This is a genomic window from Rhodococcus sp. MEB064, assembly GCF_000834565.1.
Classification (GTDB): Bacteria; Actinomycetota; Actinomycetes; order Mycobacteriales; family Mycobacteriaceae; genus Rhodococcoides.
On sequence record NZ_JXQS01000015.1, the window covers coordinates 129,038 to 148,284 of the forward strand.

Below are 19,247 nucleotides of genomic sequence, written 5' to 3' on the forward strand. Positions count from 1 at the left end.
GAGCAGGCGGACCCCGCCTCGGACAGCACGGTCGGTAGGCTTGTTCAGTACATCCGGGTCGGGTTCGGAGGCACACGTGGACAAGGCGGGGCGCGCGACGGGGACACCTCCCGACGCGCACGACGGATGGATCGTCGTGGAGACTCTCGCCGAACCGATCGACGGTGGAGCACTGGGCACCGTCGTCGCGAAGGACGGCAGAGCGAAAGAATGGACGGCCCTTCAACGGTCCGTTCCCAACAAACGTGTCGCGGACGCGGCACGCGCCGTCGTGGCCTCGGTCGTCGAGACCGGCGTCGAGACGTCGGTGTCGGTACCCGGGATGCGCGTTCCGTTGCGCGCCGTTCCCGTCGCCGGTCCCAGCAGAGCGGTACACGGGGTACTTCTCTACGTCGGCGACGACGCGGATGCCTCGCCCCCCGACGTGACCGGGTGGGACTGGACGTCCGCGGACCGGCTGTTCGAGTACACGACCGAGATGGACCGGATGGTTCCTCGCGAGTCCGGGCGCGGGCCGTCGGCGACGGCGTTCGAGTTCTTCGACAGGAACGAGGATGCCGAGAGCGCCATGTACCTGATGGTCGCTCTGTTCGACGCCGACCCCGGAACGCGGTGGGACGGCGCCATCACTCTGCGGACGTCGAGGGGACCTCGACCGCTCCGCATCGCCCTGCGCACCGTGCACGACGAGGCGTCCCGGGACGACAGGATCACGCACGGTCTCTCGATTGCACTGCGGGACGATGAATTCGTTTCCCCCGGACCGTCGTTCGAGGCGTTCGCCCTCCGCTCGCTGACCCGTGACTCGCCGACCGCTATCGCCCTGATCGACGCGGAGAGAGTGCGTCTGACACGGTGGCTGACCGAACCGGTTCCCGACATCCTGTGGAAGGGCCAGGTGGATCAGCGCGATACCCCGCACCCCGAGGACATCGCACGGATCGTCTCGGCCTATCGACACATGCACGAGTGGGTGGACCGGAAGGTCGAGATCCCCGGCGTTCGACTGCGACGCGTCGACGGCGGGTGGACCGTGGTCGACCTTCGCGCCACTCGCATTCCGCACGAGCGATTCCTGATGGTCGAGTTCCAACCGGTCGGGTTCTCGTCCGAGCCGGATCCGGTACCGGTCACCGACACCGGCTACCCCGGCAGGGGGCCCCGCCCGTCCGACCGCAAGCGGTGATCGCGGTTGCGGTGCTTACAGTCTCGGGATACCGACCCGTGCGGAGAGGCACCGCTCGAGGTCTTCGGTGACAGCCCAGGCAGTGTCGAGGTCCCCGTCGAGGAGCAGGGTGCGCTGACGGGCGGTCAAGGCGCGGATCGAACGATCCAGTTCGTCGGCGGTCATGGCCGATACTGCGTCGGCGACCGTGGTGCTGAAGCTCTCCATCGAGTCATCCCCGGGGTGTGACAGGGAGCCATTCGTACAGCTCCGCGCGAGTGCCACGTTCACGGTCGACCACGACAGACCTGTGAGTAACCCTCGAGGCGAGGGTGCTGGAGGAAGTGTAGGCCACGGTTCCGACCCCCGACAACCGCACCGAGCACGTCGCCGAACTCCTGGTGCGGGATGATCCCCTCATGGCGACAGCAGCACAGTGGATCGAAGGGGCGCGGCCGCGCACCTTGCCGAACGCGATCGCACCCGTCGTGGTGGCGACCGGAGCGGCGGCACAACTCGCGGACGTGACGTGGTGGAAGGCGCCGGTGGCGCTGATCGTCGCCGTGGCACTGATCGTCGGAGTCAACTACTCCAACGACTACTCCGACGGCATCCGCGGCACGGACGACGACCGCGTCGGACCGCTGCGACTGGTCGGCTCGAAGGTGGCCACCCCGTCGTCGGTCCGCAACGCCGCGATCGCATGTTTCGCCGTCGCCGGTGTCGCCGGACTCGTCCTCGCCTTGACGACGGCGTGGTGGTTGGTCCTGATCGGCGCGCTCTGCATCGGCGGCGCCTGGTACTACACGGGTGGCTCGAAGCCGTACGGCTACAGCGGTCTCGGCGAGGTCGCCGTGTTCGTCTTCTTCGGCTTGGTCGCGGTGCTGGGCACCCAGTTCGTGCTCACCGGACGCGTCGACCTGGTCGGGCTCGGATGCGCCGTCGGGATGGGATCGTTCTCCAGTGCGGTGCTCGTGGCCAACAACATCCGCGACATCCCCACCGACGCCGAGTCCGGCAAGCTGACTCTCGCCGTCCGACTGGGCGATGCGCGCAGCCGTGGGCTGCACGCCGCGCTTCTCGCCGTCCCGTTCGTCGTCAGCCTGGTGCTGATCATCGCGTCACCGTGGGCCGTGCTCGGCATCGTCGCCTTCCCGCTGGCGTGGCGTGCCAATGCGCCGGTACGGGCACGCAAGCACGGCATGGAGCTGATCCCGGCTCTGCGCGACTCGGGACTCGCGATGCTCGTGTGGGGCGTTGCTACCGCGGTGGGCCTGTTCCTCGCCTGAGCGGAAAAGCCGTTGCTCCGGCTCACGACCATCCCCTACGGTCGAGGCATGGACCCCGTGACCGAACCGGACATCCGGGCGTCGTTCGTCAACTGCTCGAAGGGTGACGCCAAGCGTCTTCCCGTACCGAACGACCTCGACAGCCGCCCGTGGGACGACCTCGACTTCCTCGGCTGGAGCGATCCGGACTACGCGGGTCGGAGCTACCTGGCCGTCCCGCAGTCGGAGGGGCTCGTCAGCGTCGCGTTGCGCTCGGAGACCGGATCGCGCACGTCCCAGATGTGCAGCGTCTGCACCACGGCGCATCAGGGCGGAGGCGTGTCCCTGATGGTGGCGCGCAAGACCGGGGAGTCGGGTCGTCGCGGCAACACCGTCGGCATCTACATGTGCACCGACCTGGCGTGTTCGCTCTACGCGCGCCGGCTGAAGTCGCCGAAACTCGGCCGTCAGTACCGCGACGACACTCCGGTGGAGGAGCGCGTCGAGCGCGTGCGCACCACCCTCACCGCGTTCCTCGCTCGGCTGTCCTGAGCTCCGGTCAGCGACGCCGATCAGGGACCAGGCCGCCGAGAACCCAGTTCACCAGCGAGATGATCACCGCGCCCCAGAACGCGGCACCGAATCCGTCGACGGTCAGGCCGTACCCGGTGCTGTCCGTGATCGCCGCGGTCAGCAGCAGCATCAGGGCATTGATGACGAGCAGGAACAACCCCAGCGTCACCACGATCAGCGGCAGCGACAACAGTGCGACGATCGGCTTGACGACGGCGTTGACCAGCGTAAACACCGCCGCGATGCCGATGAGCACCACGATGTCCCAGCCCTGACCCCGACCCGAACTGGCGATGTCGATGCCGTCCACCCAGCCGGCGGCGAGCCAGATCGCGAAGGCCGTGACGATCAATCTGAGCACCAGGATCATGCGGCCATGATCGCATGCGGGTCGACGATCTCGGGGCTGTCACCGTGCCCGATCGTCCACACGTCGAGGTGATCGACGGGATCCCGTCGATCCGGGTGAGTTGTGGACGATCAGGCACGGCAGGGGTGCGCGCGGCCGATCGAGTGATGTTGGAATGGTCGGGTGAGTACTGCCAACCTGACCCGATCCGAGACCGCCCATCGCTCCGACTTGGTGTCCGACGTCCGGTACGACGTCGCGCTCGACCTCACCGATGCCCGGACCGCCGCCGAGTTCCCTACGGTCACCACCCTGACCTTCGCGTCGCGCGAGTCGACGACGTGGCTGGACTTCCTGGGAGCCGGCGTCGATCGCGTCGTCGTCAACGGCGCCGAGATCCCCGTCGACTACGACGGCGCCCGCATCGCGGTGCGGGACCTTCTGTCGCACAACGTCGTCGAGGTGCATGCGCGGGGGAACTACAGCAGATCCGGCGAGGGTCTTCATCGCTTCGTCGATCCCGCGGACGGCGAGACGTACCTCTACACGCAGTACGAACCGGCCGATGCGCGTCGGGTGTTCGCGAACTTCGAGCAGCCGGACCTCAAGGGACCGTTCACCTTCCGGGTCACTGCCCCGCCGGAATGGACCGTGTTGTCGAACGAACGGATCGAGTCCGAGGACGGCGCCACCCGCGTGTTCGCCGCGACGAAGCCGATCTCCACCTACATCACCGCCGTCGTGGCGGGGCCGTACCATCGGGCTCGATCGCGGTACGAGCGAGGAGACCTCGTCATCGACCTCGGCGCGTACTGCCGGGCGTCGCTCGCCGGTCATCTGGACCACGACACGATCTTCGAGGTCACCCGCGCAGGTCTCGACTTCTTCCACGAGAAGTTCGACTATCCGTACCCGTTCGGCAAGTACGACCAGGTCTTCGTTCCCGAGTACAACCTGGGCGCGATGGAGAACCCGGGATGCGTGACGTTCACCGAGTCGTACGTGTTCCGCAGCGCCGCGACCCGCGCCCAGTACGAGCGACGCGCCAACACGATCTTGCACGAGATGGCGCACATGTGGTTCGGCGACCTGGTGACGATGACGTGGTGGGACGACCTGTGGCTCAAGGAGTCCCTCGCCGACTACCTGGGCGCGTACGCATCGGTGGCGGCGACGGAGTTCACCGGCGCGTGGGTGTCGTTCGCGAATCGTCGCAAGGCGTGGGCGTACTCCCAGGACCAGCTGCCCACCACGCACCCTGTCGTCGCCGACATCGTGGACCTCGAGGCGGCGAAGTTGAACTTCGACGGCATCACGTACGCGAAGGGCGCCAGCGTCGTCAAGCAGTTGGCGGCCTTCGTGGGTGACGACGCGTTCTTCGCCGGTGCCCGCGCGTACTTCCGGGCCCACGCGTTCGGGACGGCGACGTTGACGTCGCTCCTCGACGCCCTGTCCGGCGCAGCGGGCATGCCCCTGGACGACTGGTCCGCCGCCTGGCTCGAGACGACCGGCGTCTCGACCATTTCCTACGACCGGGCTACCGGCGTCCTGTCGCAGACCGATCCGCGACCGCAGCGACTCGACATCGCCTGCCTGCAGCCGGATGCCGACGGTCACCTGGTCGACGCCGACCCCGTCTCGGTGCACATCACCGACGCGCACACCACGCTCGATCTACCCGACGCGGCGGTGATCCTGCCGAACGACGGCGACCGCACCTACGCCAAGGTCCGCCTCGACCCGGCATCCCTCGAGACCGTGACCGCATCGCTCGATCGTGTGCCCGACGATCTGCGTCGCGGACTGATCTGGTCGTCGCTGTGGAACGCCACGCGTGACGCAGAACTGCCTGCCGCGACGTTCGTGTCGCTCGCGACGCGGTTCGCGCCGACCGAACGCAACGCCGGCATCCTCGGCGCTGTCCTGGCCGACACGGCCGTCGCCGTGGAGCGCTACTGCGCCGACCGCGAGCAGGTGAGGCCGACGTGGACGGCAACGACGCTCGACCGGCTCTCCGCCGCCGCCGCGGGAAGCGACGCGCAGCTCGAATGGTTCCGCGCCTTCGCCGCAGCTGCCGCGCACGACGACGCGTCGGCGCCAGACGTACGTGCGCTTCTGAGCGGGGACACGACGATCGACGGACTGGCTCTCGACGCCGAACAACGCTGGTCGTTGTGGTTCGCGCTGGCGGCGACGGGTCACGCCGACGTATCCGAGTTGGACGAGGTACTCGCGTCGGACCGCACGGGCGCCGGCGAGGTGCAGTACGCCGCGGCCGTGGCGGCGCAGCCCTCCGCCGAGGTCAAGGCCGACGTGTGGGCGACCCTGACCGGGCAGAAGAGCACCGGCGCGGGTCCGAGCAACGAGAAGGTCGGCGCGATGGTCCGCGGGTTCACCGCGGGCACGTCACGGCATGCGATCGAGCGCTTCGACGACGAGTACTTCGATCTACTCGAGACGTTCTGGCGCGAGAACAGCATCGAGATCGCCCGACGACTCGTCATCGGGCTGTTCCCGCAGACGGAGTCCACGAATGCCGCGGACGCGTGGCTCGCGGGGCATGAATCCGCTCCGGCAGCGCTCCGGCGATGCGTCGTCGAACAGCGGGATCATCTGGCGCGCGCCCTCAGGGCGCGGGCCGCCGGGTAAGGGCTACTCGCCGCGCAGGCGGGACTGCAGGTCCTCGCGGTCGCGGCGACGCTTCTCGTCCACCGCGGCGATGTCCTCGTTCACGCGGCGCCGCAGGGTCTTGAACAGCACCAGCGACAGAGGGAACGCGACGACCAGAGCGAACACCATCGCCACGAGTAGCGGAATCTCCACACCGATCGCGTTCGCGCCGAAGAAGATGATCGCGGCGACGACCGCGATCAACCCGAGCCGGGCCGCTGTGTAGAGCGCGAGGTCGCGGGCGAGCTTGCCCTTGGCGGAGCCACCGGGTGAGCCGGCTCCGGGAGAGCTGTCTGGGGCGACTGATTCCGTCATAGCCCCAGGCTACCGGCCGCGCCGAGCACGTCGTCGACAGCGGTCACGGGCACTCGGGGAGCCACATGTCGTATCCGATTTGTCCATTACCTCCCCTTTACCAACACGAGAAGAGTCGAGTACCCGGGGGTCTCGATGCCACCATGGGCACCGAGGACGCGGACGAACCGCCCGCGGCCGATCGAGACGAAGAACTGTGTCCCTTGGAGGATCGCGATGAGTGCACCGGCATACACACCCACACAGGAGAACCTGCTCACCCCGGGCCAGGTGGCCGCACTCTTCCATGTCGACCCCAAGACGGTCACGCGGTGGGCCCACGCCGGCCGTCTCGGATCTCTCCGCACCCCGGGTGGTCACCGCCGCTTCCGCGAGTCCGAGGTCATGCAGCTTCTGACCTCGCTGACCACCGAGGCTCATCGCTGACGTTCGTCGTCCGCACACCCACTCCCGAGTGACCACTGTCGAGTGACCACCGGGGGCATCGTCGGAAGATTCTCAGGATCTTGCGATGTCGACCCGAGTGCCCTGACGCGCCACCACGACTACGCTCGGTAGTGGAGGTACGAAGATGATCTATCTGTTGGCACTGATCGGGCTCGCGGTAGTTGTCGTGCTCCTCTGGAAGTCGTTCGGCCCCGCTGCCGAAGCTCCCCGAGGACGCGTCACAGGACCGGACGACGACCCCGAATTTCTGTGGAAGATGAACAAGAACAACAGGTCTCGCGGACCGGGCCCCGACCGCCCCGACGCGGGAACCACCAGCTCTACCGAGTGACACCGCAGGGACAGCGCATGACCGTCACCGCTTGACGAAGAGCGGGAACTCGGCGGTCATCGCTGCCGCTGTCTCCAGGAGCGCCGTTCGCGTCGCGGGTGCCATCGCGTCGAGATCCACTTCTGCGCCCTGAGCGAGATGCTCGTCGTACGGAATGACGCGCACTGCCCTGCAGCGCTGCCCGAAGTGGTCGACGATCTTCGAGACGTCGATGGCCTTCGTACCGGGCCGCACCATGTTGACCACCGTGAGCGACTGCTCCACCAGATTCCGATAGCCGTGCGCATCCAGCCAGTCCATCGTGGCGGATGCGCTGCGTGCGCCGTCCACCGAACCCGAGCTGACGATGATCAGGCTGTCCGCGCTGCGAAGAATTGCGCGCATCGCCGAGTGCAGCAGGCCCGTTCCACAATCGGTGAGGACGACGTTGTAGAACCGTTCGAGGATGCCGACGGCCGACTCGTAGTCGTAGGCGTCGAAGGCCTCCGACATCGCCGGATCCGATTCCGATGCGAGCACCTCGAGCCGATGGTGGTTCTGCGAGGTGAACGCTCGGATGTCGCTGTACTTGTTCGAATCCCGCGCATCGCGCAACAGGTCTCGAACGGTCTTCTCCGTCTCCAGCGGAACACGGGAGCTGAGCGTTCCACGGTCCGGATTCGCATCGACCGCGATGACACGATCGCCCCGCACTGCCGAGAACGTCGAGCCGAGTGCCGCCGCGATCGTCGTCTTGCCGACGCCGCCCTTGAGGCTCAGGATCGCGATCCGATGGCATCCACGCAGCGGATTGTCGACCTGCCGGATCAGAGCGAGCCGACGCTGTTCCTTCGCGCTGTTGCCGACGTTCACCCGGCCGCCCGTGACGTCGAAGAGCACCCGACGCCACCCGCCGGTCGGCGGGGGCGGCGCAGCACGCAGCAACCGAGACGTGGACAGGTCGTGAGCCGACGGTGGCGGCACTACCGGCTCCTGCGGCATGGGTGCTACCGACGGCGGAACCGAGTACTGACTGTCCGGGCTCGCATAATCGGCGGCCTGATTATCGGGTGGGGTGTAGCCGGCAGCGGGCGCCGTGTCGGCGTCCTGCTCCCCGAAGTGCGGCTCCCCGAGGTGCGGTCGGTCCGACCATCCGTCCCAACGATCATCGGTCACGTCGCGCCCCCGCTGTAGAACTCAGTTCAAGCCGGCGTACGAGTGCAGACCGGAGACCACCATGTTGATGATGAACAGATTGAACAGCATGGCCACGAAGCCCGCGACGTTGATCCATGCCGCGCGGGTGTTCCGCCATCCCGACGTGGCGCGGGCGTGCAGGTATGCGGCGTAGACGACCCAGGCGATGAACGACACCGTCTCCTTGGGATCCCAGCCCCAGAAGCGACCCCAAGCGGCTTCCGCCCAGATCGCGCCGAGGATGACACCGGCCCCGAACAGCGGGAACCCGATGATCGTGGTCTTGTAGGCGAGTCGATCGAGCGTCTGTGCGTCGGGGAGTCGCTGAGCGAAGCGCGCCAGCGCACCGGTACCGGCACCGTCCTCGGTGGCCGGGAAGCGCATCCGCAGCAGGAAGAGCAGCGACGCCACACCGGCGACGAGGAAGATGCCGCTGCCGATGCTGACGATGGTCACGTGGATCGGCAGCCAGTACGAGCGCAGTGCCGGCACGACGGGGGCCGCGTCCGCGTAGAGAACCGTCGCGGCCAGGAACATTAAAATCATCACCGGCACGACGACGAAGATCAGCGTCGGGCGCATCTTGCGCAACGCGACCACGGAGGTGGCCGTCGCCGCAGCAGTCGCCATGGTGACGAACTCGTACATGTTGCCCAGCGGGAACCGGTCTGTGGCGAAGCCGCGCAACACGGTGGAGGTGACGGTCAGCAGCAGACCCAGCACGACAAGCGCGTAGCCCATGCCGCCGTACCGCTCGGACATCGGGCGCTTGGGCGCCTCCTCGATGCGGCCGGGCCCGGTGGGCCGCAGCGGCGCCTTGCCTGCCGGGACGAGCTGCTTCTCGGCCTTGCGCTCCGACGCGGTCACGGTGAGCGTCGCGTACTGCGCGATCAGGAACACCGCCGCGAGCAGATAGACACCGAACGCGGACCGGAACGACCAGTCACTGAACTGTGCGAGTGTGGCATCGATCGGCATGGTCACTCCTTGCCTGTACGGGCTCTGTCGGGTGTGGGCGAGTCGAGGAGTCTCGTCGACAGACGGTCGAACTCGTCGCCCCACCCCGCTTGGTCGGTGCGTGCGAGACCGCCCAGGTCTACTACGGTACGTCGTCGGTCGTCGCCTGCGGTCACGCGCACCCAGATCCGACGCCGCTTGATCACCAGGGACACCAGCAGACCGGCCATCATGGACAGCGCGAACACCAGCACCCACGTCTGCGCGGGGTCGTGCGAGACCTGCAGATTGACGAACTGCTCGGCTCCGTCGAAGCGGACCTGCGTGCCGTCGGCCAGCGTGGTCGACTCCCCCGGCGTGAGATTCACGCGATCCTGCTTGACCAGACGACCCTGCTCGACCAGGACCTTGCTCAACGAGAACAACGACTGCGGATTACCCGTGTCGAGGCCGGTGTCGCCCTTGTAGATGTCGATGGCCACCGCCGGATCGTTCGGGGCGGGGAAGCTCGACGAGAGCAGGGTGCCGTGGAAGAACGCGGTCGGTGCGAACAGCCCCTCGATGGCGATCTGGTTCTGACGGCGCACGTCCGGGTCCGGGTACAGACCACCGGGCGGGTCGAAGCGGTGGACGCCGCTGGAGAGGAACGTCGTCCCGTCCGTGGGCTCCCACTGGACCGTCTCGGTGCGGGTCTCGCCGTTCGGGAACGTCACCGTGAATGTGGGCGCGTATCCGTGTCCCTGCAGGTAGACGCGATCTCCGGCCACTCGCAGCGGGTGGTTGACCTGCAGGGTGTCCGGGCGCCAGGTGTTCGTGACCAGGTCGTCGCCGGCCTGGTACTCGATGTCGGACGTGAACTGCTCCGCCTGCCCGTTCTCGAGGTAGTCGGCCGTGAAGTTCTTCACGCGCACGCACAATGGCGTCATGCCGGTGCCGTCCTCGCTGTTGCCGGCGCGGAACGAGTCGAACTGTGCCGGCGAGGTGGTGCAGATGCCGGGGCCGTCGTTGGCGATCACCACGACGTTGCCCTCGTAGCTGAAGAGCTTGCCGACGGCGATGGCCACCAGGAGACCGACCAGGGACAGGTGGAAGACGAGATTGCCCGCCTCACGCAGGTATCCCTTCTCGGCGGACAGCGTCAGCGCGCCCGACTCCTCGGTGCGCCGGACCTTGCGCCACCCACCCATGCGCGACTCGATGTCGTTCATCAGCGTCTCGGGATCCGCGTCGACCTCGGTACTCAGGTGGTGCGGAAGGCGGGCGAGATTGCGCGGGGTGGCCACGGGCGGCGTGCGCAGAGCCTTCGCGTGATCGAGGCAGCGCGGGAGGATGCAGCCGACCAGCGAGACGAACAGCAGGACGTAGATGGCGGTGAACCAGAAGCTGCCGAACACGTCGAACAGCTCGAGCCGGTCCATCAGCGGCCCGAGACTCGGACGGTTGGCGATGTAGGTGTCGACCTTGCCCGAGTTGAGACTGCGTTGCGGCAACAGTGCACCGGGAACGGCGGCCAGGGCGAGCAGGAACAGCAATACCAAGGCGGTGCGCATCGACGTCAGCCCACGCCACGTGTTTCGCACGGCCGCCACGACGCGACCCGCGGGAGACTGCCTCGGGGGGCGAGCCTCCGCGTCCGGGCGGGCTGACAGATCAGTACTCATGAACTCTTTCTCGTCCTCGGTGCGACCGGTGCTAGATCGGCAGGGTCACACCGGTGACCGCGCCGTCTCGAACCCAACTCACGAACATGTCCCATGCCCCCGTGACCAGGGCGATTCCGACTGCCACGAGCATCACGCCACCGAATATCTGGATCGCCCGCGCATTGTTGCGCAGCCATCCGACACCGCGGAGTGCACTCACCGACCCGAACGCGAGGATCACGAACGGCAGTCCGAGACCCAGGCAGTAGGCGATGATCAGGACGACACCGCGAGCGGCGGTCGTCCCCTCGGTACCGGCGGTCAACGAGATGACACCCGCCAGCGTAGGCCCGAGACACGGAGTCCAGCCGAGCGCGAAGACACCTCCCAGGAGCGGCGCGCCGAGGATGCTCCCGATGCGCTTCGGCTCGAAGCGCGTGTCCCGCTGCAGCGCGGGGATCAGGCCGAGGAACACCAGTCCCATCGCGATGGTGACTACACCGCCCACACGCTGCAGCACCTCGCGGTTGACTGCCAGCACGGAGATGGCCCCGAAGACGGATGCCGTCGCCAGGACGAACACGACCGTGAATCCGAGCACGAACAGTGCCGCGGCCGCCGCGACGCGACTGCGCCCACGGACCAGCGTCTTGGTCGCTGCCTCGTCGGCCGTCACGGACGGGGCGTCGGCACCGACGACACCCGCCAGGTACGACAGGTAGCCGGGGACGAGAGGTACGACGCACGGCGACGCGAAGGACACGAGCCCGGCCAGCACGCACGCGCCCAACGCCAGGAACAGAGGTCCCGACGCCGCCGCGGACTGGAACGCCTCACCCATCGGAAGTTCTACCCATCGGATGCCTCGGGTGTCTCGGCGGCGATGCGCTCCACCACCGGCTGCAGATCGCTCGCCAGCAGTTCCGTCAGGAACACCGCGGCGACCCGATGCTCACGATCGAGCACGATGGTCGTCGGGATGACCGTCGTCGGATAGTTCGATCCGAGGGCGAGCAGTGTGCGCAGCGGCGGGTCGTAGATCGACGGGTACGTCACCTTGTTGTCGACGACGAAGTCCTGCGCCTTGTCCTGCTGGTTGTCGCGGACGTTGATCCCGAGGAACTGGACGCCCTGATCCTTCGTCGCCTCGAAGACCTGCTCGAGGTCGTCGGCCTCACCGCGGCACGGCCCGCACCACTGTCCCCAGATATTCAGGACGACGACCTGACCGTCGTAGTCCGACAGCGACGTCGTGGCGCCCTCGGTCATCAGGTCGGGGCCCGACAGGTTCCCGACGGTTCCGCGGTCGGCCGGAGGGTCGTAGAAGATGGACGTCTTTCCACCGGGGGAGACGAACTCGAACGTGCCGCCCTGAGCCACCGCGTCGTTGCCCGTGGCGCAGCCCGTGAGGGCAGCGGCGACCACGAGCAGAGGCGCGAGCAGGCGGGCGGGTCTCATGCGCCGGTCTGGAGAGGGTCCGACGCCCCCGCGGGCTCGGAGTAGACGATGTCGACGAGGGTGTCGCCCTCGTAGATCAGCGACGTGAGCGAGGCGAGACCGCACTGACGGTGACGCGGGTCGTGCCACAAGCGGTCACCCTGCAGGAAGCGGCGCAGCGTCCAGACGGGGAGCTGATGGCTGACACAGACGGCCTCGTGCCCGACGGCGGCGACGCGCGCGGTGTTGACGGCTGCCAACATCCGATGCGCGATCTGCAGGTAGGGCTCGCCCCAGGACGGCGTGAAGGGGTCGCGCAGCTTGAGCCAGTGACGGGGGCGTCGCAACGCACCGTCGCCGACGGCGACCTTGAGGCCCTCGAAGTCGTTCCCGGCCTCGATGAGATTCTCGTCGGTCTCGATGGTCAGTCCGAACGCCGACGCGATGGGCGCCGCGGTTTCCTGCGCACGCTGCAACGGGGATGCGACGACGTGCGTCACGTCGTGTCCGGCGAGGGCGTCCGCAACCGTGCGCGCCTGTGCCTGACCGTTGACGGAGAGTCGGAAGTTGGGCAGTCGTCCGTAGAGGATGCCCTTGGGGTTGTGCACCTCCCCGTGGCGCAGCACGTGCACGATCGTGCGCGTATCGGCGTGGGGATGGTCGCCGAGCTGGGTCTCGGCTGACGTGGCGTCGGTCATGACGGTGCTTTCTGCTCGGCTGAGGCGGCGGCTGCCGCAGCGTGGGGAGCGGCAGCCTCGATGATCTCGAAGGCGCGGTCGTCGAGGGCGGCGGAGACGAACCAGGCCTCGAAGGCACTGGGCGGCGGGTAGACGCCGCGGCTGAGCAGGGCGTGGAAGAACGCGGGGAACCGCCAGGTGTCCGCGGCCTTGGCGCCGGCGTAGTCGATCACCGGATCCTCGGAGAAGAAGACGCTGACCATGCTGCCGGCGTACTGCACGCGATGGGTCACGCCCTGCGCGGTCAGGGCGTCGCCGAGGATTGTGCCCAGACGGTGGGAGTTACGCTCGAGGGCGGCGTAGACGTCGGCGTCCGCGTGGCGCAGCGTGGCCAGACCTGCGGCGACGGCCACGGGGTTACCCGACAGCGTTCCTGCCTGGTAGACGGGGCCGGCCGGTGCGAGGTAGCTCATGATGTCGGAGCGTCCGCCGAACGCGGCGGCGGGAAGACCGCCGCTCATGACCTTGCCGAAGGTGTAGAGGTCGCCGGCGATTCCGTCGAGTCCGTACCAGCCGGAGGCGCTGACGCGGAAGCCCGTCATGACCTCGTCCATGATCAGCAGCGCATCGTGCGCGCGGGTCAGACGCTGCAGGCCCTCGTTGAATCCGGGCTGGGGGGCGACGGCGCCCATGTTGCCGGCGGCAGCTTCGGTGATGACGCACGCGATCTGCCCCGGGTTGTCGGCGAAGGCCTTCGCGACGGCGTCGAGGTCGTTGTACGGAACGACGATGGTGTCGGCGGCCTGCGCCCCGGTGACGCCGGGGGACGTCGGCAATCCGAGCGTGGCGACACCGGATCCGGCGTCGGCGAGCAGGGCGTCCACGTGGCCGTGGTAGCACCCCGAGAACTTCACGATCTTGGAGCGACCGGTGAAACCGCGGGCCAGCCGTACGGCACTCATGGTCGCCTCTGTGCCCGAATTCACCAGGCGGACCTCGTCGACGGGGTCCACTCGGCGCACGATCTCCTCGGCGAGCTCGATCTCACCGAGGGTCGGAGCGCCGAAGGACAGGCCCGTCGTGGCGGCCTTCTGCACGGCCTCGACGACCGCGGGATGCGCGTGTCCGAGGATCATCGGTCCCCACGACGAGATCAGGTCGACGTAGCTGTTCCCGTCGGCGTCGCGCAGCGTGTAACCGCTGGCCTCGGCCATGAACCGGGGGGTGCCGCCGACCGAGTGGAAGGCACGCACGGGCGAGTTCACACCGCCGGGGATGACGGCCGATGCGCGCGCGAAGAGTTCTGCGGATCGGGCGGTGGGAACACCGGTGTCGGTTCCGCTGGAAGGAGTCACCTCTCCAGTGTTTCACAGGACGGAGAGTGCTCTTCCTGGTCTACGGCGCGAGTAGTAGTTGCATCCAGGTCAGGTCCAGCCACCGCCCGAACTTGACGCCGACCTGCGGCATGACCCCGACGACCTCGAATCCGAACTTGGCATGCAGGGCCATGGAGGTGGTGTTGGACGACTCGATCCCGGCGACCATCGCGTGGACGTCGCCGAGGCGAGCGCGCTCGATCAGTTCGGCCATCAACGCCGTCGCCACACCCCGGCGGTGGAAGCCGTCGGCGACGTACACCGAGTTCTCGACGGTATGACGGTAGCCCGTCTTCGGTCGGAACGGACCGTAGGAGGCGTAGCCGGCCATCTGCCCGTCGATGTCCGCCGTCAGGATCGGCAGCCCGGCCCCGGTGCGCTGATCGAACCACGCCTGCCTGTCCGCCAGTTCCACCTGCTCTTCGTCCCAGATGGCTGTCGTCTCGGCGATCGCCGCGTTGTGCACGGTGAGGATGGCGGGAAGGTCGTCGGGGACGGTGTCGCGGATCAGCACAGCGTCACGGTAGTTCCCGTGCCGTCGATGTGCCCGGCCGGCTCGGGTTCGAGAATCGGCTGATCGAAAGTGTTAAATCTGCGTTACATCGGGCATATCCTCGAACTATGTCAGCACCACACGAACCGGCTCGGTACCCATGGCCGGACGGTTTCCGCGAGCACCTCGTCGAGCAGTGCGACGGGTTCAGCTCGCTGATGTCGCGGGCGATCTCCGACAACGGCGCCTCGCTCTTCGGCGACGGCCCGTACGCGAAAACCGGCCCTCAGGGTGCGTCGATGGACGCGACCGGTGTGATGTTTCGCAAGATCCGCGAGTTCGCGCGTGAATATTTGTGGCCCCGCTGACAACTGGCCCACACGTGGTCCCGCTTTTGGTTACCGTCGAGTATGACCACTACCGAGACCGGCACCAGCGACTCCGCCACCGCACTCGCGAAGCATCTGCGTAACACGCTCGACGGGCGCTGGCGTGACGTTCGCAACCAGACTCGCGAGCAGCTCGAGCGGCACGAGTTCGCTCCGCACTACACGCCGAACACCGCCATCGCTCGGACGAAGGCGTTCGAGCAGCTGCGTGTGTTGGCCGCGGCAGGCGCCGCGGAGTCGGGCTTCGCCAAGGAGGTCGGCGGCACCGGCGACATCGGCGCCGCGGTGACCATGATCGAGATGCTCGCCATGTCGGACCTGTCGCTGATGGTCAAGGCCGGCGTCCAGTGGGGGCTGTTCGGCGGTGCGATCGAGAACCTCGGCACCGAGAAGCACCACAAGCAGTTCATCAAGCCGCTGATCGACCTGGAGACCCTCGGCTGCTTCGCCATGTCGGAGACCGGTCACGGCAGCGACGTGCAGTCCATCGGCACCACGGCGACGTACGACCGCGACACGCAGGAATTCGTCATCCACACCCCCGACAAGTCCTCCCGCAAGGACTACATCGGCGGCGCCGCGGAATCGGCGAAGTACGCGGCCGTGTTCGCGCAGCTGATCACCGCCGGGCCCGGCGAGGAGCCGGAGAGCAAGGGCGTCCACTGTTTCGTCGTCCAGATCCGTGACGAGAACTTCGGCAGCGACCTGCCCGGCGTCACGACGTTCGACATCGGCTACAAGGGCGGACTGCCGGGCGTCGACAACGGCCGCATCATGTTCGACCACGTGCGAGTTCCTCGCGAGAACATGCTGAACAAGATTGCCGACGTGGCGGAGGACGGCTCGTACTCCTCGGACATCGACAACGCCAACCGGCGCTTCTTCACCATGCTCGGAACCTTGATCCGCGGCCGCATCACCGTCGGCGGTTCCGCCGGCGCCGCAGCACGTGTCGCCCTGACCATCGCGACCAAATATGCGTTGCAGCGCAAGCAGTTCAGCGCGCCCGGCACCGACGACGAAGTGACGATCATGGACTACCTGGTCCATCAGCGTCGACTGTTCCCACTGATCGCCAAGTCGTTCGCGCTGCAGTTCGCGCAGAACGAGTTGGTGTCGAAGATGCACGACATCCAGAGCGCCGAGGATCCCGATCCCACCGAGCAGCGCGAACTCGAATCGCGCGCGGCAGGACTCAAGGCCGCCAACACCTGGCATGCGACCAAGGCCATCCAGGAGTCGCGCGAAGCCTGCGGTGGCGCCGGCTACCTCGCCGAGAACAGGCTCATCGCACTCAAAGCGGACTCCGACGTCTTCACCACCTTCGAGGGCGACAACGTGGTGCTCACACAGCTCGTCGCGAAGGAGCTGCTGACGGCGTACGCGCACGAGGTGCGGTCCTTCGGTGCCGCCGACTGGGTCAAGTTCGCCGCCGGCACGGTCGGTGACGTGGTCAAGAAGCGCACCGCCGCCGCGCCGATCATCCAGACGCTCGTCGACTCCCGTCAGGACAACGAGGAGGAAGGCAGCCTCTTCAACCGCGGCACCCAGATCTCGATGTTCGAGGACCGGGAGGAGTACCTGATCTCCACGGCGGCCAAGCGGCTCAACGGCTTGTCGAAGAAGATGAGCCAGTTCGACGCGTTCAACTCGGTGCAGGACCACATCCTGCACGCCGCCACCGCGCACGTGGATCGCGTCGTGCTCGAGGCGTTCGTCGCCGGCATCGACAACTGCGAGGACGACGACGCCAAGGAACTTCTGGGCGAGGTGTGCGACCTCTACGCCCTGTCCACGATCGACGCGGACAAGGCGTGGTTCATCGAGCACCGCTACATCTCCACCGAGCGGTCCAAGGCCGTGACGCGCGGCATCAACGAACGCTGCCGCAGCCTCCGCCCGCACGCCCACACGCTGATCGACGCGTTCGGTGTGCCGGAGGCCCTGCTCGGCGCCGCGATGCTCGCCGACGACGAGCCCGGTGAAGTGAAGGAATCCGTCACCGCCGACTAGGCCACTTTCCGGCCTCGCGGGGTCAGGAACGGACGAGACGAGCGATAGCCTCGGACGCCTCCCTGACCTTCGCGTCGGCCTCGGGTCCACCCTCGCGCGCCGCGTCCACGACGCAGCCCGCGAGGTGGGCGTCGAGAAGCTTGAGCGACACGGACTGCAGCGCCTTGGTCACCGCGGACACCTGCGTCAGCACGTCGATGCAATAGCGATCGTCTGCCACCATGCGGGAGATCCCCGCCACCTGACCCTCGATGCGGCGTAGACGCTTGAGAAGGTCGTCCTGGTCGAAACTGCTCATGCATCCAATGTACCCCCCGGGGGTAAGAAGGATCAGTCTCGCGGTCGCCGGATCGTCAGTCGCATCAGCAGGTACACCGCCACCGCGGCAGCGACGACCGACAAGCCCATCCACGGACCCGCCACGTGCATCGAGTCGTAGGTGATGGTGAACCCTTCGACGTCGCCCGTCGTGGGGAAGGACTCGGTGACGGTATCGGTCACGCGCGAGTACGACCACAGCACGGCGGCCACGCCGAGCAGCACCAGTGCGACGACGCCCGGCAGTGCCCGCCTGATCATCGTTCCGCCTCGACCAGCGCGAGCAGTTCCTCGCGCAGCGTCTCCTCGTCCTTGGCCCAGGCCTGGACGATGCCGTTGCCCGCGAGCTTGAGGCCGACGCCGGTGCGCTTACGCGGGATGCCGGACAGCTCCCCCAGCACTCGGGCGGTCTGCCACCGCTCGAGCTTGTTCCCCGTGGCCTCGTAGTCGGGCTCCGGGTAGACCTCGAGGATGTCGGCGACGGCGACGTCCTCGGTTCCCTGACTCAGCGTGGTGGGCGTCAGGATGACGGTGGCGTGACGACGCGCGGCGACGATCTGGACGTACGTGAACGCCATGAGGACCGCGGCGATCACCACGAGGGCGACGTAGTGCACGACGGGTCCGGTGTAGATCTCGATACCCAGCGCCAGCAGGCAGAAGGCCGGCCCGTAGCCCAGCGCTCGCCACTTGGCGCCGTACTCCGCGAAGAGCACAGTATCCTCCGACGTCTCGCTCACGCGGCGAACCACTCGGCAGCGGAGCGTCGATACGCGAGCACGCAGGCGACGAACAGGAAGATCGAGCCGAGGGTGGCCAGCAGCGGGACGATGGCGAATCCGACCGTCACCGATCCGAGCAGCACGACGCCGAAGATCACGGACAGCACGGTGAGCGCTCGTCGGAACCGCGGATCACCGCGTCGACACGTGGGGCCGGCGAGGAATCCGACAGCGAGACCGACGACGATCTCGAGGATGCCGATGGTCCGGAGCACCGTGATGACGCTGTCGACGGCGTCGGCGGACCCGCCCGTGTCGGTCAACTGAGTGCGGAGCGAGTCGGCCGGGAACGTCAGCGAGATCAACCCGAGCAGTACGACGAGAACGGCGCCGAGCACCCAGGCGAGGAACGCATACGTGATGACACGGGGTCGTGCGAGCGGAGCGTTCTCCGCCTTGTCGAAGGTCACGAGGACCATCCTGCCTGGACGCCTGTCAGCTGAGGACGGCCGGGAGCAGAACGACGGCGGCCATCAACACACCGGTGATGAAGACGATGGCGAGGAGCCACAGTTCCCGACGGCTGCTGCTGCACTGCACGACGTGTGTGCGAGAAGCGACCGCAGAGGACGCGGGGGTGGAATCGGCGGGCAACGCGGTCTCCGACCTGTTCGAACGCTTGTGACAGTGGTCACGATACACGCCAGTCGGTTTAGCGCAAAAACACGGCGCCAACTGCGGCGATGGCCTTCTCAGGCGCCCGCGAATCCGCTCGCGACGACCAGGACGACGACCACGACCGCCGACGTCAGAAGGAGGAGTGCGAAGGCCTCTGCGAGACCGTTGCGACGTTCGCCGGGGTCACTCCCGACGATAGGGCGTTGAGTCATTTGATTCTCCGATCACCGACCATCCGACCGGTTCTCAG

General features: G+C 67.3%; 24 protein-coding genes. 8 read left to right on the top strand and 16 right to left on the bottom strand.

The features are described 5' to 3' along the window. The first annotated feature begins 40 nt into the window (after positions 1–40). Positions 41–1,186, top strand: coding sequence for a GAF domain-containing protein (locus tag RU01_RS08445; protein WP_156148835.1), 1,146 nt, complete (start codon positions 41–43; stop codon positions 1,184–1,186). A 15-nt stretch (positions 1,187–1,201) separates the two neighbouring features. Here RU01_RS08445 and RU01_RS08450 read toward each other — a convergent pair whose 3' ends face one another. After that, positions 1,202–1,393 carry a hypothetical protein gene (locus tag RU01_RS08450; RefSeq protein ID WP_042574075.1) on the bottom strand — a complete coding sequence of 64 codons (192 nt, stop codon included), beginning with the start codon at positions 1,391–1,393 and terminating at the stop codon, positions 1,202–1,204. Between the two features lie 191 nt (positions 1,394–1,584). Here RU01_RS08450 and RU01_RS08455 point away from each other — a divergent pair, with 191 nt between their 5' ends. Then, the gene (locus RU01_RS08455; protein WP_042574076.1) at positions 1,585–2,454 is read left to right on the top strand and encodes a 1,4-dihydroxy-2-naphthoate polyprenyltransferase; all 870 of its coding nucleotides are present in this window, start codon (positions 1,585–1,587) and stop codon (positions 2,452–2,454) included. 48 nt (positions 2,455–2,502) lie between these two features. Further along, entirely contained in the window at positions 2,503–2,985 is a 483-nt protein-coding gene (locus RU01_RS08460; protein WP_042574077.1) for an FBP domain-containing protein, read from the top strand. A 7-nt stretch (positions 2,986–2,992) separates the two neighbouring features. Here the strand turns inward: RU01_RS08460 and RU01_RS08465 are convergent, their stop codons facing one another. After that, positions 2,993–3,376 carry a phage holin family protein gene (locus RU01_RS08465; RefSeq protein ID WP_042574078.1) on the bottom strand — a complete coding sequence of 128 codons (384 nt, stop codon included), beginning with the start codon at positions 3,374–3,376 and terminating at the stop codon, positions 2,993–2,995. 162 nt (positions 3,377–3,538) lie between these two features. On the opposite strand from RU01_RS08465, the gene pepN reads away from it, so the two are divergent. Then, the gene (gene pepN / locus RU01_RS08470; RefSeq protein ID WP_042574079.1) at positions 3,539–6,004 is read left to right on the top strand and encodes an aminopeptidase N; all 2,466 of its coding nucleotides are present in this window, start codon (positions 3,539–3,541) and stop codon (positions 6,002–6,004) included. 3 nt (positions 6,005–6,007) lie between these two features. Here pepN and RU01_RS08475 read toward each other — a convergent pair whose 3' ends face one another. Beyond that, on the bottom strand, positions 6,008–6,340 hold the full coding sequence (locus tag RU01_RS08475) for a DUF4229 domain-containing protein (RefSeq protein ID WP_042574080.1): 333 nt from the start codon (positions 6,338–6,340) through the stop codon (positions 6,008–6,010). A 216-nt stretch (positions 6,341–6,556) separates the two neighbouring features. Here RU01_RS08475 and RU01_RS08480 point away from each other — a divergent pair, with 216 nt between their 5' ends. Together RU01_RS08480 and RU01_RS08485 are read left to right on the top strand one after the other, a co-directional pair. Next, a complete protein-coding gene (locus RU01_RS08480; protein WP_042574081.1) occupies positions 6,557–6,766 on the top strand; it encodes a BldC family transcriptional regulator in 210 nt (69 codons plus the stop codon). Positions 6,767–6,911: 145 nt separating this feature from the next. Further along, positions 6,912–7,118, top strand: coding sequence for a hypothetical protein (locus RU01_RS08485; protein WP_042574082.1), 207 nt, complete (start codon positions 6,912–6,914; stop codon positions 7,116–7,118). Positions 7,119–7,142: 24 nt separating this feature from the next. On the opposite strand, the gene RU01_RS08490 is transcribed toward RU01_RS08485, so the two are convergent. Genes RU01_RS08490 through RU01_RS08525 form a run of 8 tightly spaced genes read right to left on the bottom strand, consistent with a single transcriptional unit; the run spans position 7,143 to position 14,898 of the window. After that, complete coding sequence (locus RU01_RS08490) at positions 7,143–8,273, bottom strand: MinD/ParA family ATP-binding protein (protein ID WP_231568643.1); 1,131 nt, start codon at positions 8,271–8,273, stop codon at positions 7,143–7,145. Positions 8,274–8,294: 21 nt separating this feature from the next. Then, complete coding sequence (gene ccsB / locus RU01_RS08495) at positions 8,295–9,272, bottom strand: c-type cytochrome biogenesis protein CcsB (protein ID WP_042574131.1); 978 nt, start codon at positions 9,270–9,272, stop codon at positions 8,295–8,297. Between the two features lie 2 nt (positions 9,273–9,274). Next, positions 9,275–10,912 carry a cytochrome c biogenesis protein ResB gene (gene resB, locus RU01_RS08500; RefSeq protein WP_042574083.1) on the bottom strand — a complete coding sequence of 546 codons (1,638 nt, stop codon included), beginning with the start codon at positions 10,910–10,912 and terminating at the stop codon, positions 9,275–9,277. A 31-nt stretch (positions 10,913–10,943) separates the two neighbouring features. Then, positions 10,944–11,735: a cytochrome c biogenesis CcdA family protein gene (locus RU01_RS08505; protein WP_042574084.1), complete on the bottom strand. Its 792-nt coding sequence runs from the start codon at positions 11,733–11,735 to the stop codon at positions 10,944–10,946. Positions 11,736–11,743: 8 nt separating this feature from the next. Further along, the gene (locus RU01_RS08510) at positions 11,744–12,352 is read right to left on the bottom strand and encodes a TlpA disulfide reductase family protein (RefSeq protein WP_042574085.1); all 609 of its coding nucleotides are present in this window, start codon (positions 12,350–12,352) and stop codon (positions 11,744–11,746) included. Then, on the bottom strand, positions 12,349–13,029 hold the full coding sequence (locus RU01_RS08515) for a histidine phosphatase family protein (RefSeq protein WP_042574086.1): 681 nt from the start codon (positions 13,027–13,029) through the stop codon (positions 12,349–12,351). The genes RU01_RS08510 and RU01_RS08515 overlap by 4 nt, the downstream gene beginning before the upstream one ends. Continuing rightward, the gene (gene hemL, locus RU01_RS08520) at positions 13,026–14,363 is read right to left on the bottom strand and encodes a glutamate-1-semialdehyde 2,1-aminomutase (RefSeq protein ID WP_042574087.1); all 1,338 of its coding nucleotides are present in this window, start codon (positions 14,361–14,363) and stop codon (positions 13,026–13,028) included. The genes RU01_RS08515 and hemL overlap by 4 nt, the downstream gene beginning before the upstream one ends. A 40-nt stretch (positions 14,364–14,403) precedes the next feature. Continuing rightward, positions 14,404–14,898, bottom strand: coding sequence for a GNAT family N-acetyltransferase (locus tag RU01_RS08525; protein WP_042574088.1), 495 nt, complete (start codon positions 14,896–14,898; stop codon positions 14,404–14,406). A 107-nt stretch (positions 14,899–15,005) separates the two neighbouring features. On the opposite strand from RU01_RS08525, the gene RU01_RS08530 reads away from it, so the two are divergent. After that, the gene (locus RU01_RS08530) at positions 15,006–15,245 is read left to right on the top strand and encodes a hypothetical protein (RefSeq protein ID WP_042574089.1); all 240 of its coding nucleotides are present in this window, start codon (positions 15,006–15,008) and stop codon (positions 15,243–15,245) included. A gap of 42 nt (positions 15,246–15,287) precedes the next feature. After that, positions 15,288–17,279: an acyl-CoA dehydrogenase family protein gene (locus tag RU01_RS08535; protein ID WP_042574090.1), complete on the top strand. Its 1,992-nt coding sequence runs from the start codon at positions 15,288–15,290 to the stop codon at positions 17,277–17,279. Between the two features lie 22 nt (positions 17,280–17,301). Here the strand turns inward: RU01_RS08535 and RU01_RS08540 are convergent, their stop codons facing one another. The 5 genes from RU01_RS08540 to RU01_RS22805 form a co-directional block, all read right to left on the bottom strand. Continuing rightward, positions 17,302–17,577 (bottom strand): metal-sensitive transcriptional regulator, encoded by a 276-nt coding sequence (locus tag RU01_RS08540; protein WP_027504515.1) that lies wholly within the window; start codon positions 17,575–17,577, stop codon positions 17,302–17,304. A gap of 32 nt (positions 17,578–17,609) precedes the next feature. Further along, complete coding sequence (locus RU01_RS08545) at positions 17,610–17,858, bottom strand: hypothetical protein (protein ID WP_042574091.1); 249 nt, start codon at positions 17,856–17,858, stop codon at positions 17,610–17,612. Beyond that, positions 17,855–18,337: a hypothetical protein gene (locus tag RU01_RS08550; protein WP_042574132.1), complete on the bottom strand. Its 483-nt coding sequence runs from the start codon at positions 18,335–18,337 to the stop codon at positions 17,855–17,857. The genes RU01_RS08545 and RU01_RS08550 overlap by 4 nt, the downstream gene beginning before the upstream one ends. Next, positions 18,334–18,789, bottom strand: coding sequence for a hypothetical protein (locus RU01_RS08555; protein WP_156148836.1), 456 nt, complete (start codon positions 18,787–18,789; stop codon positions 18,334–18,336). The genes RU01_RS08550 and RU01_RS08555 overlap by 4 nt, the downstream gene beginning before the upstream one ends. Positions 18,790–19,071: 282 nt before the next feature. Next, complete coding sequence (locus RU01_RS22805) at positions 19,072–19,209, bottom strand: hypothetical protein (protein WP_156148837.1); 138 nt, start codon at positions 19,207–19,209, stop codon at positions 19,072–19,074. Positions 19,210–19,247 lie beyond the last annotated feature (38 nt).

Excerpts from the sequence above, each read along its gene's own strand:
- RU01_RS08450 (WP_042574075.1), bottom strand. The coding sequence starts at position 1,393 with ATGGAGAGCTTCAGCACCACGGTCGCCGACGCAGTATCGGCCATGACC.
- RU01_RS08455 (WP_042574076.1), top strand. The coding sequence starts at position 1,585 with ATGGCGACAGCAGCACAGTGGATCGAAGGGGCGCGGCCGCGCACCTTG.
- RU01_RS08460 (WP_042574077.1), top strand. The coding sequence starts at position 2,503 with ATGGACCCCGTGACCGAACCGGACATCCGGGCGTCGTTCGTCAACTGC.
- RU01_RS08465 (WP_042574078.1), bottom strand. The coding sequence starts at position 3,376 with ATGATCCTGGTGCTCAGATTGATCGTCACGGCCTTCGCGATCTGGCTC.
- RU01_RS08475 (WP_042574080.1), bottom strand. The coding sequence starts at position 6,340 with ATGACGGAATCAGTCGCCCCAGACAGCTCTCCCGGAGCCGGCTCACCC.
- RU01_RS08480 (WP_042574081.1), top strand. The coding sequence starts at position 6,557 with ATGAGTGCACCGGCATACACACCCACACAGGAGAACCTGCTCACCCCG.
- RU01_RS08485 (WP_042574082.1), top strand. The coding sequence starts at position 6,912 with ATGATCTATCTGTTGGCACTGATCGGGCTCGCGGTAGTTGTCGTGCTC.
- ccsB (WP_042574131.1), bottom strand. The coding sequence starts at position 9,272 with ATGCCGATCGATGCCACACTCGCACAGTTCAGTGACTGGTCGTTCCGG.
- resB (WP_042574083.1), bottom strand. The coding sequence starts at position 10,912 with ATGAGTACTGATCTGTCAGCCCGCCCGGACGCGGAGGCTCGCCCCCCG.
- RU01_RS08505 (WP_042574084.1), bottom strand. The coding sequence starts at position 11,735 with ATGGGTGAGGCGTTCCAGTCCGCGGCGGCGTCGGGACCTCTGTTCCTG.
- RU01_RS08510 (WP_042574085.1), bottom strand. The coding sequence starts at position 12,352 with ATGAGACCCGCCCGCCTGCTCGCGCCTCTGCTCGTGGTCGCCGCTGCC.
- RU01_RS08515 (WP_042574086.1), bottom strand. The coding sequence starts at position 13,029 with ATGACCGACGCCACGTCAGCCGAGACCCAGCTCGGCGACCATCCCCAC.
- RU01_RS08530 (WP_042574089.1), top strand. The coding sequence starts at position 15,006 with ATGTCAGCACCACACGAACCGGCTCGGTACCCATGGCCGGACGGTTTC.
- RU01_RS08535 (WP_042574090.1), top strand. The coding sequence starts at position 15,288 with ATGACCACTACCGAGACCGGCACCAGCGACTCCGCCACCGCACTCGCG.
- RU01_RS08540 (WP_027504515.1), bottom strand. The coding sequence starts at position 17,577 with ATGAGCAGTTTCGACCAGGACGACCTTCTCAAGCGTCTACGCCGCATC.
- RU01_RS08545 (WP_042574091.1), bottom strand. The coding sequence starts at position 17,858 with ATGATCAGGCGGGCACTGCCGGGCGTCGTCGCACTGGTGCTGCTCGGC.
- RU01_RS22805 (WP_156148837.1), bottom strand. The coding sequence starts at position 19,209 with ATGACTCAACGCCCTATCGTCGGGAGTGACCCCGGCGAACGTCGCAAC.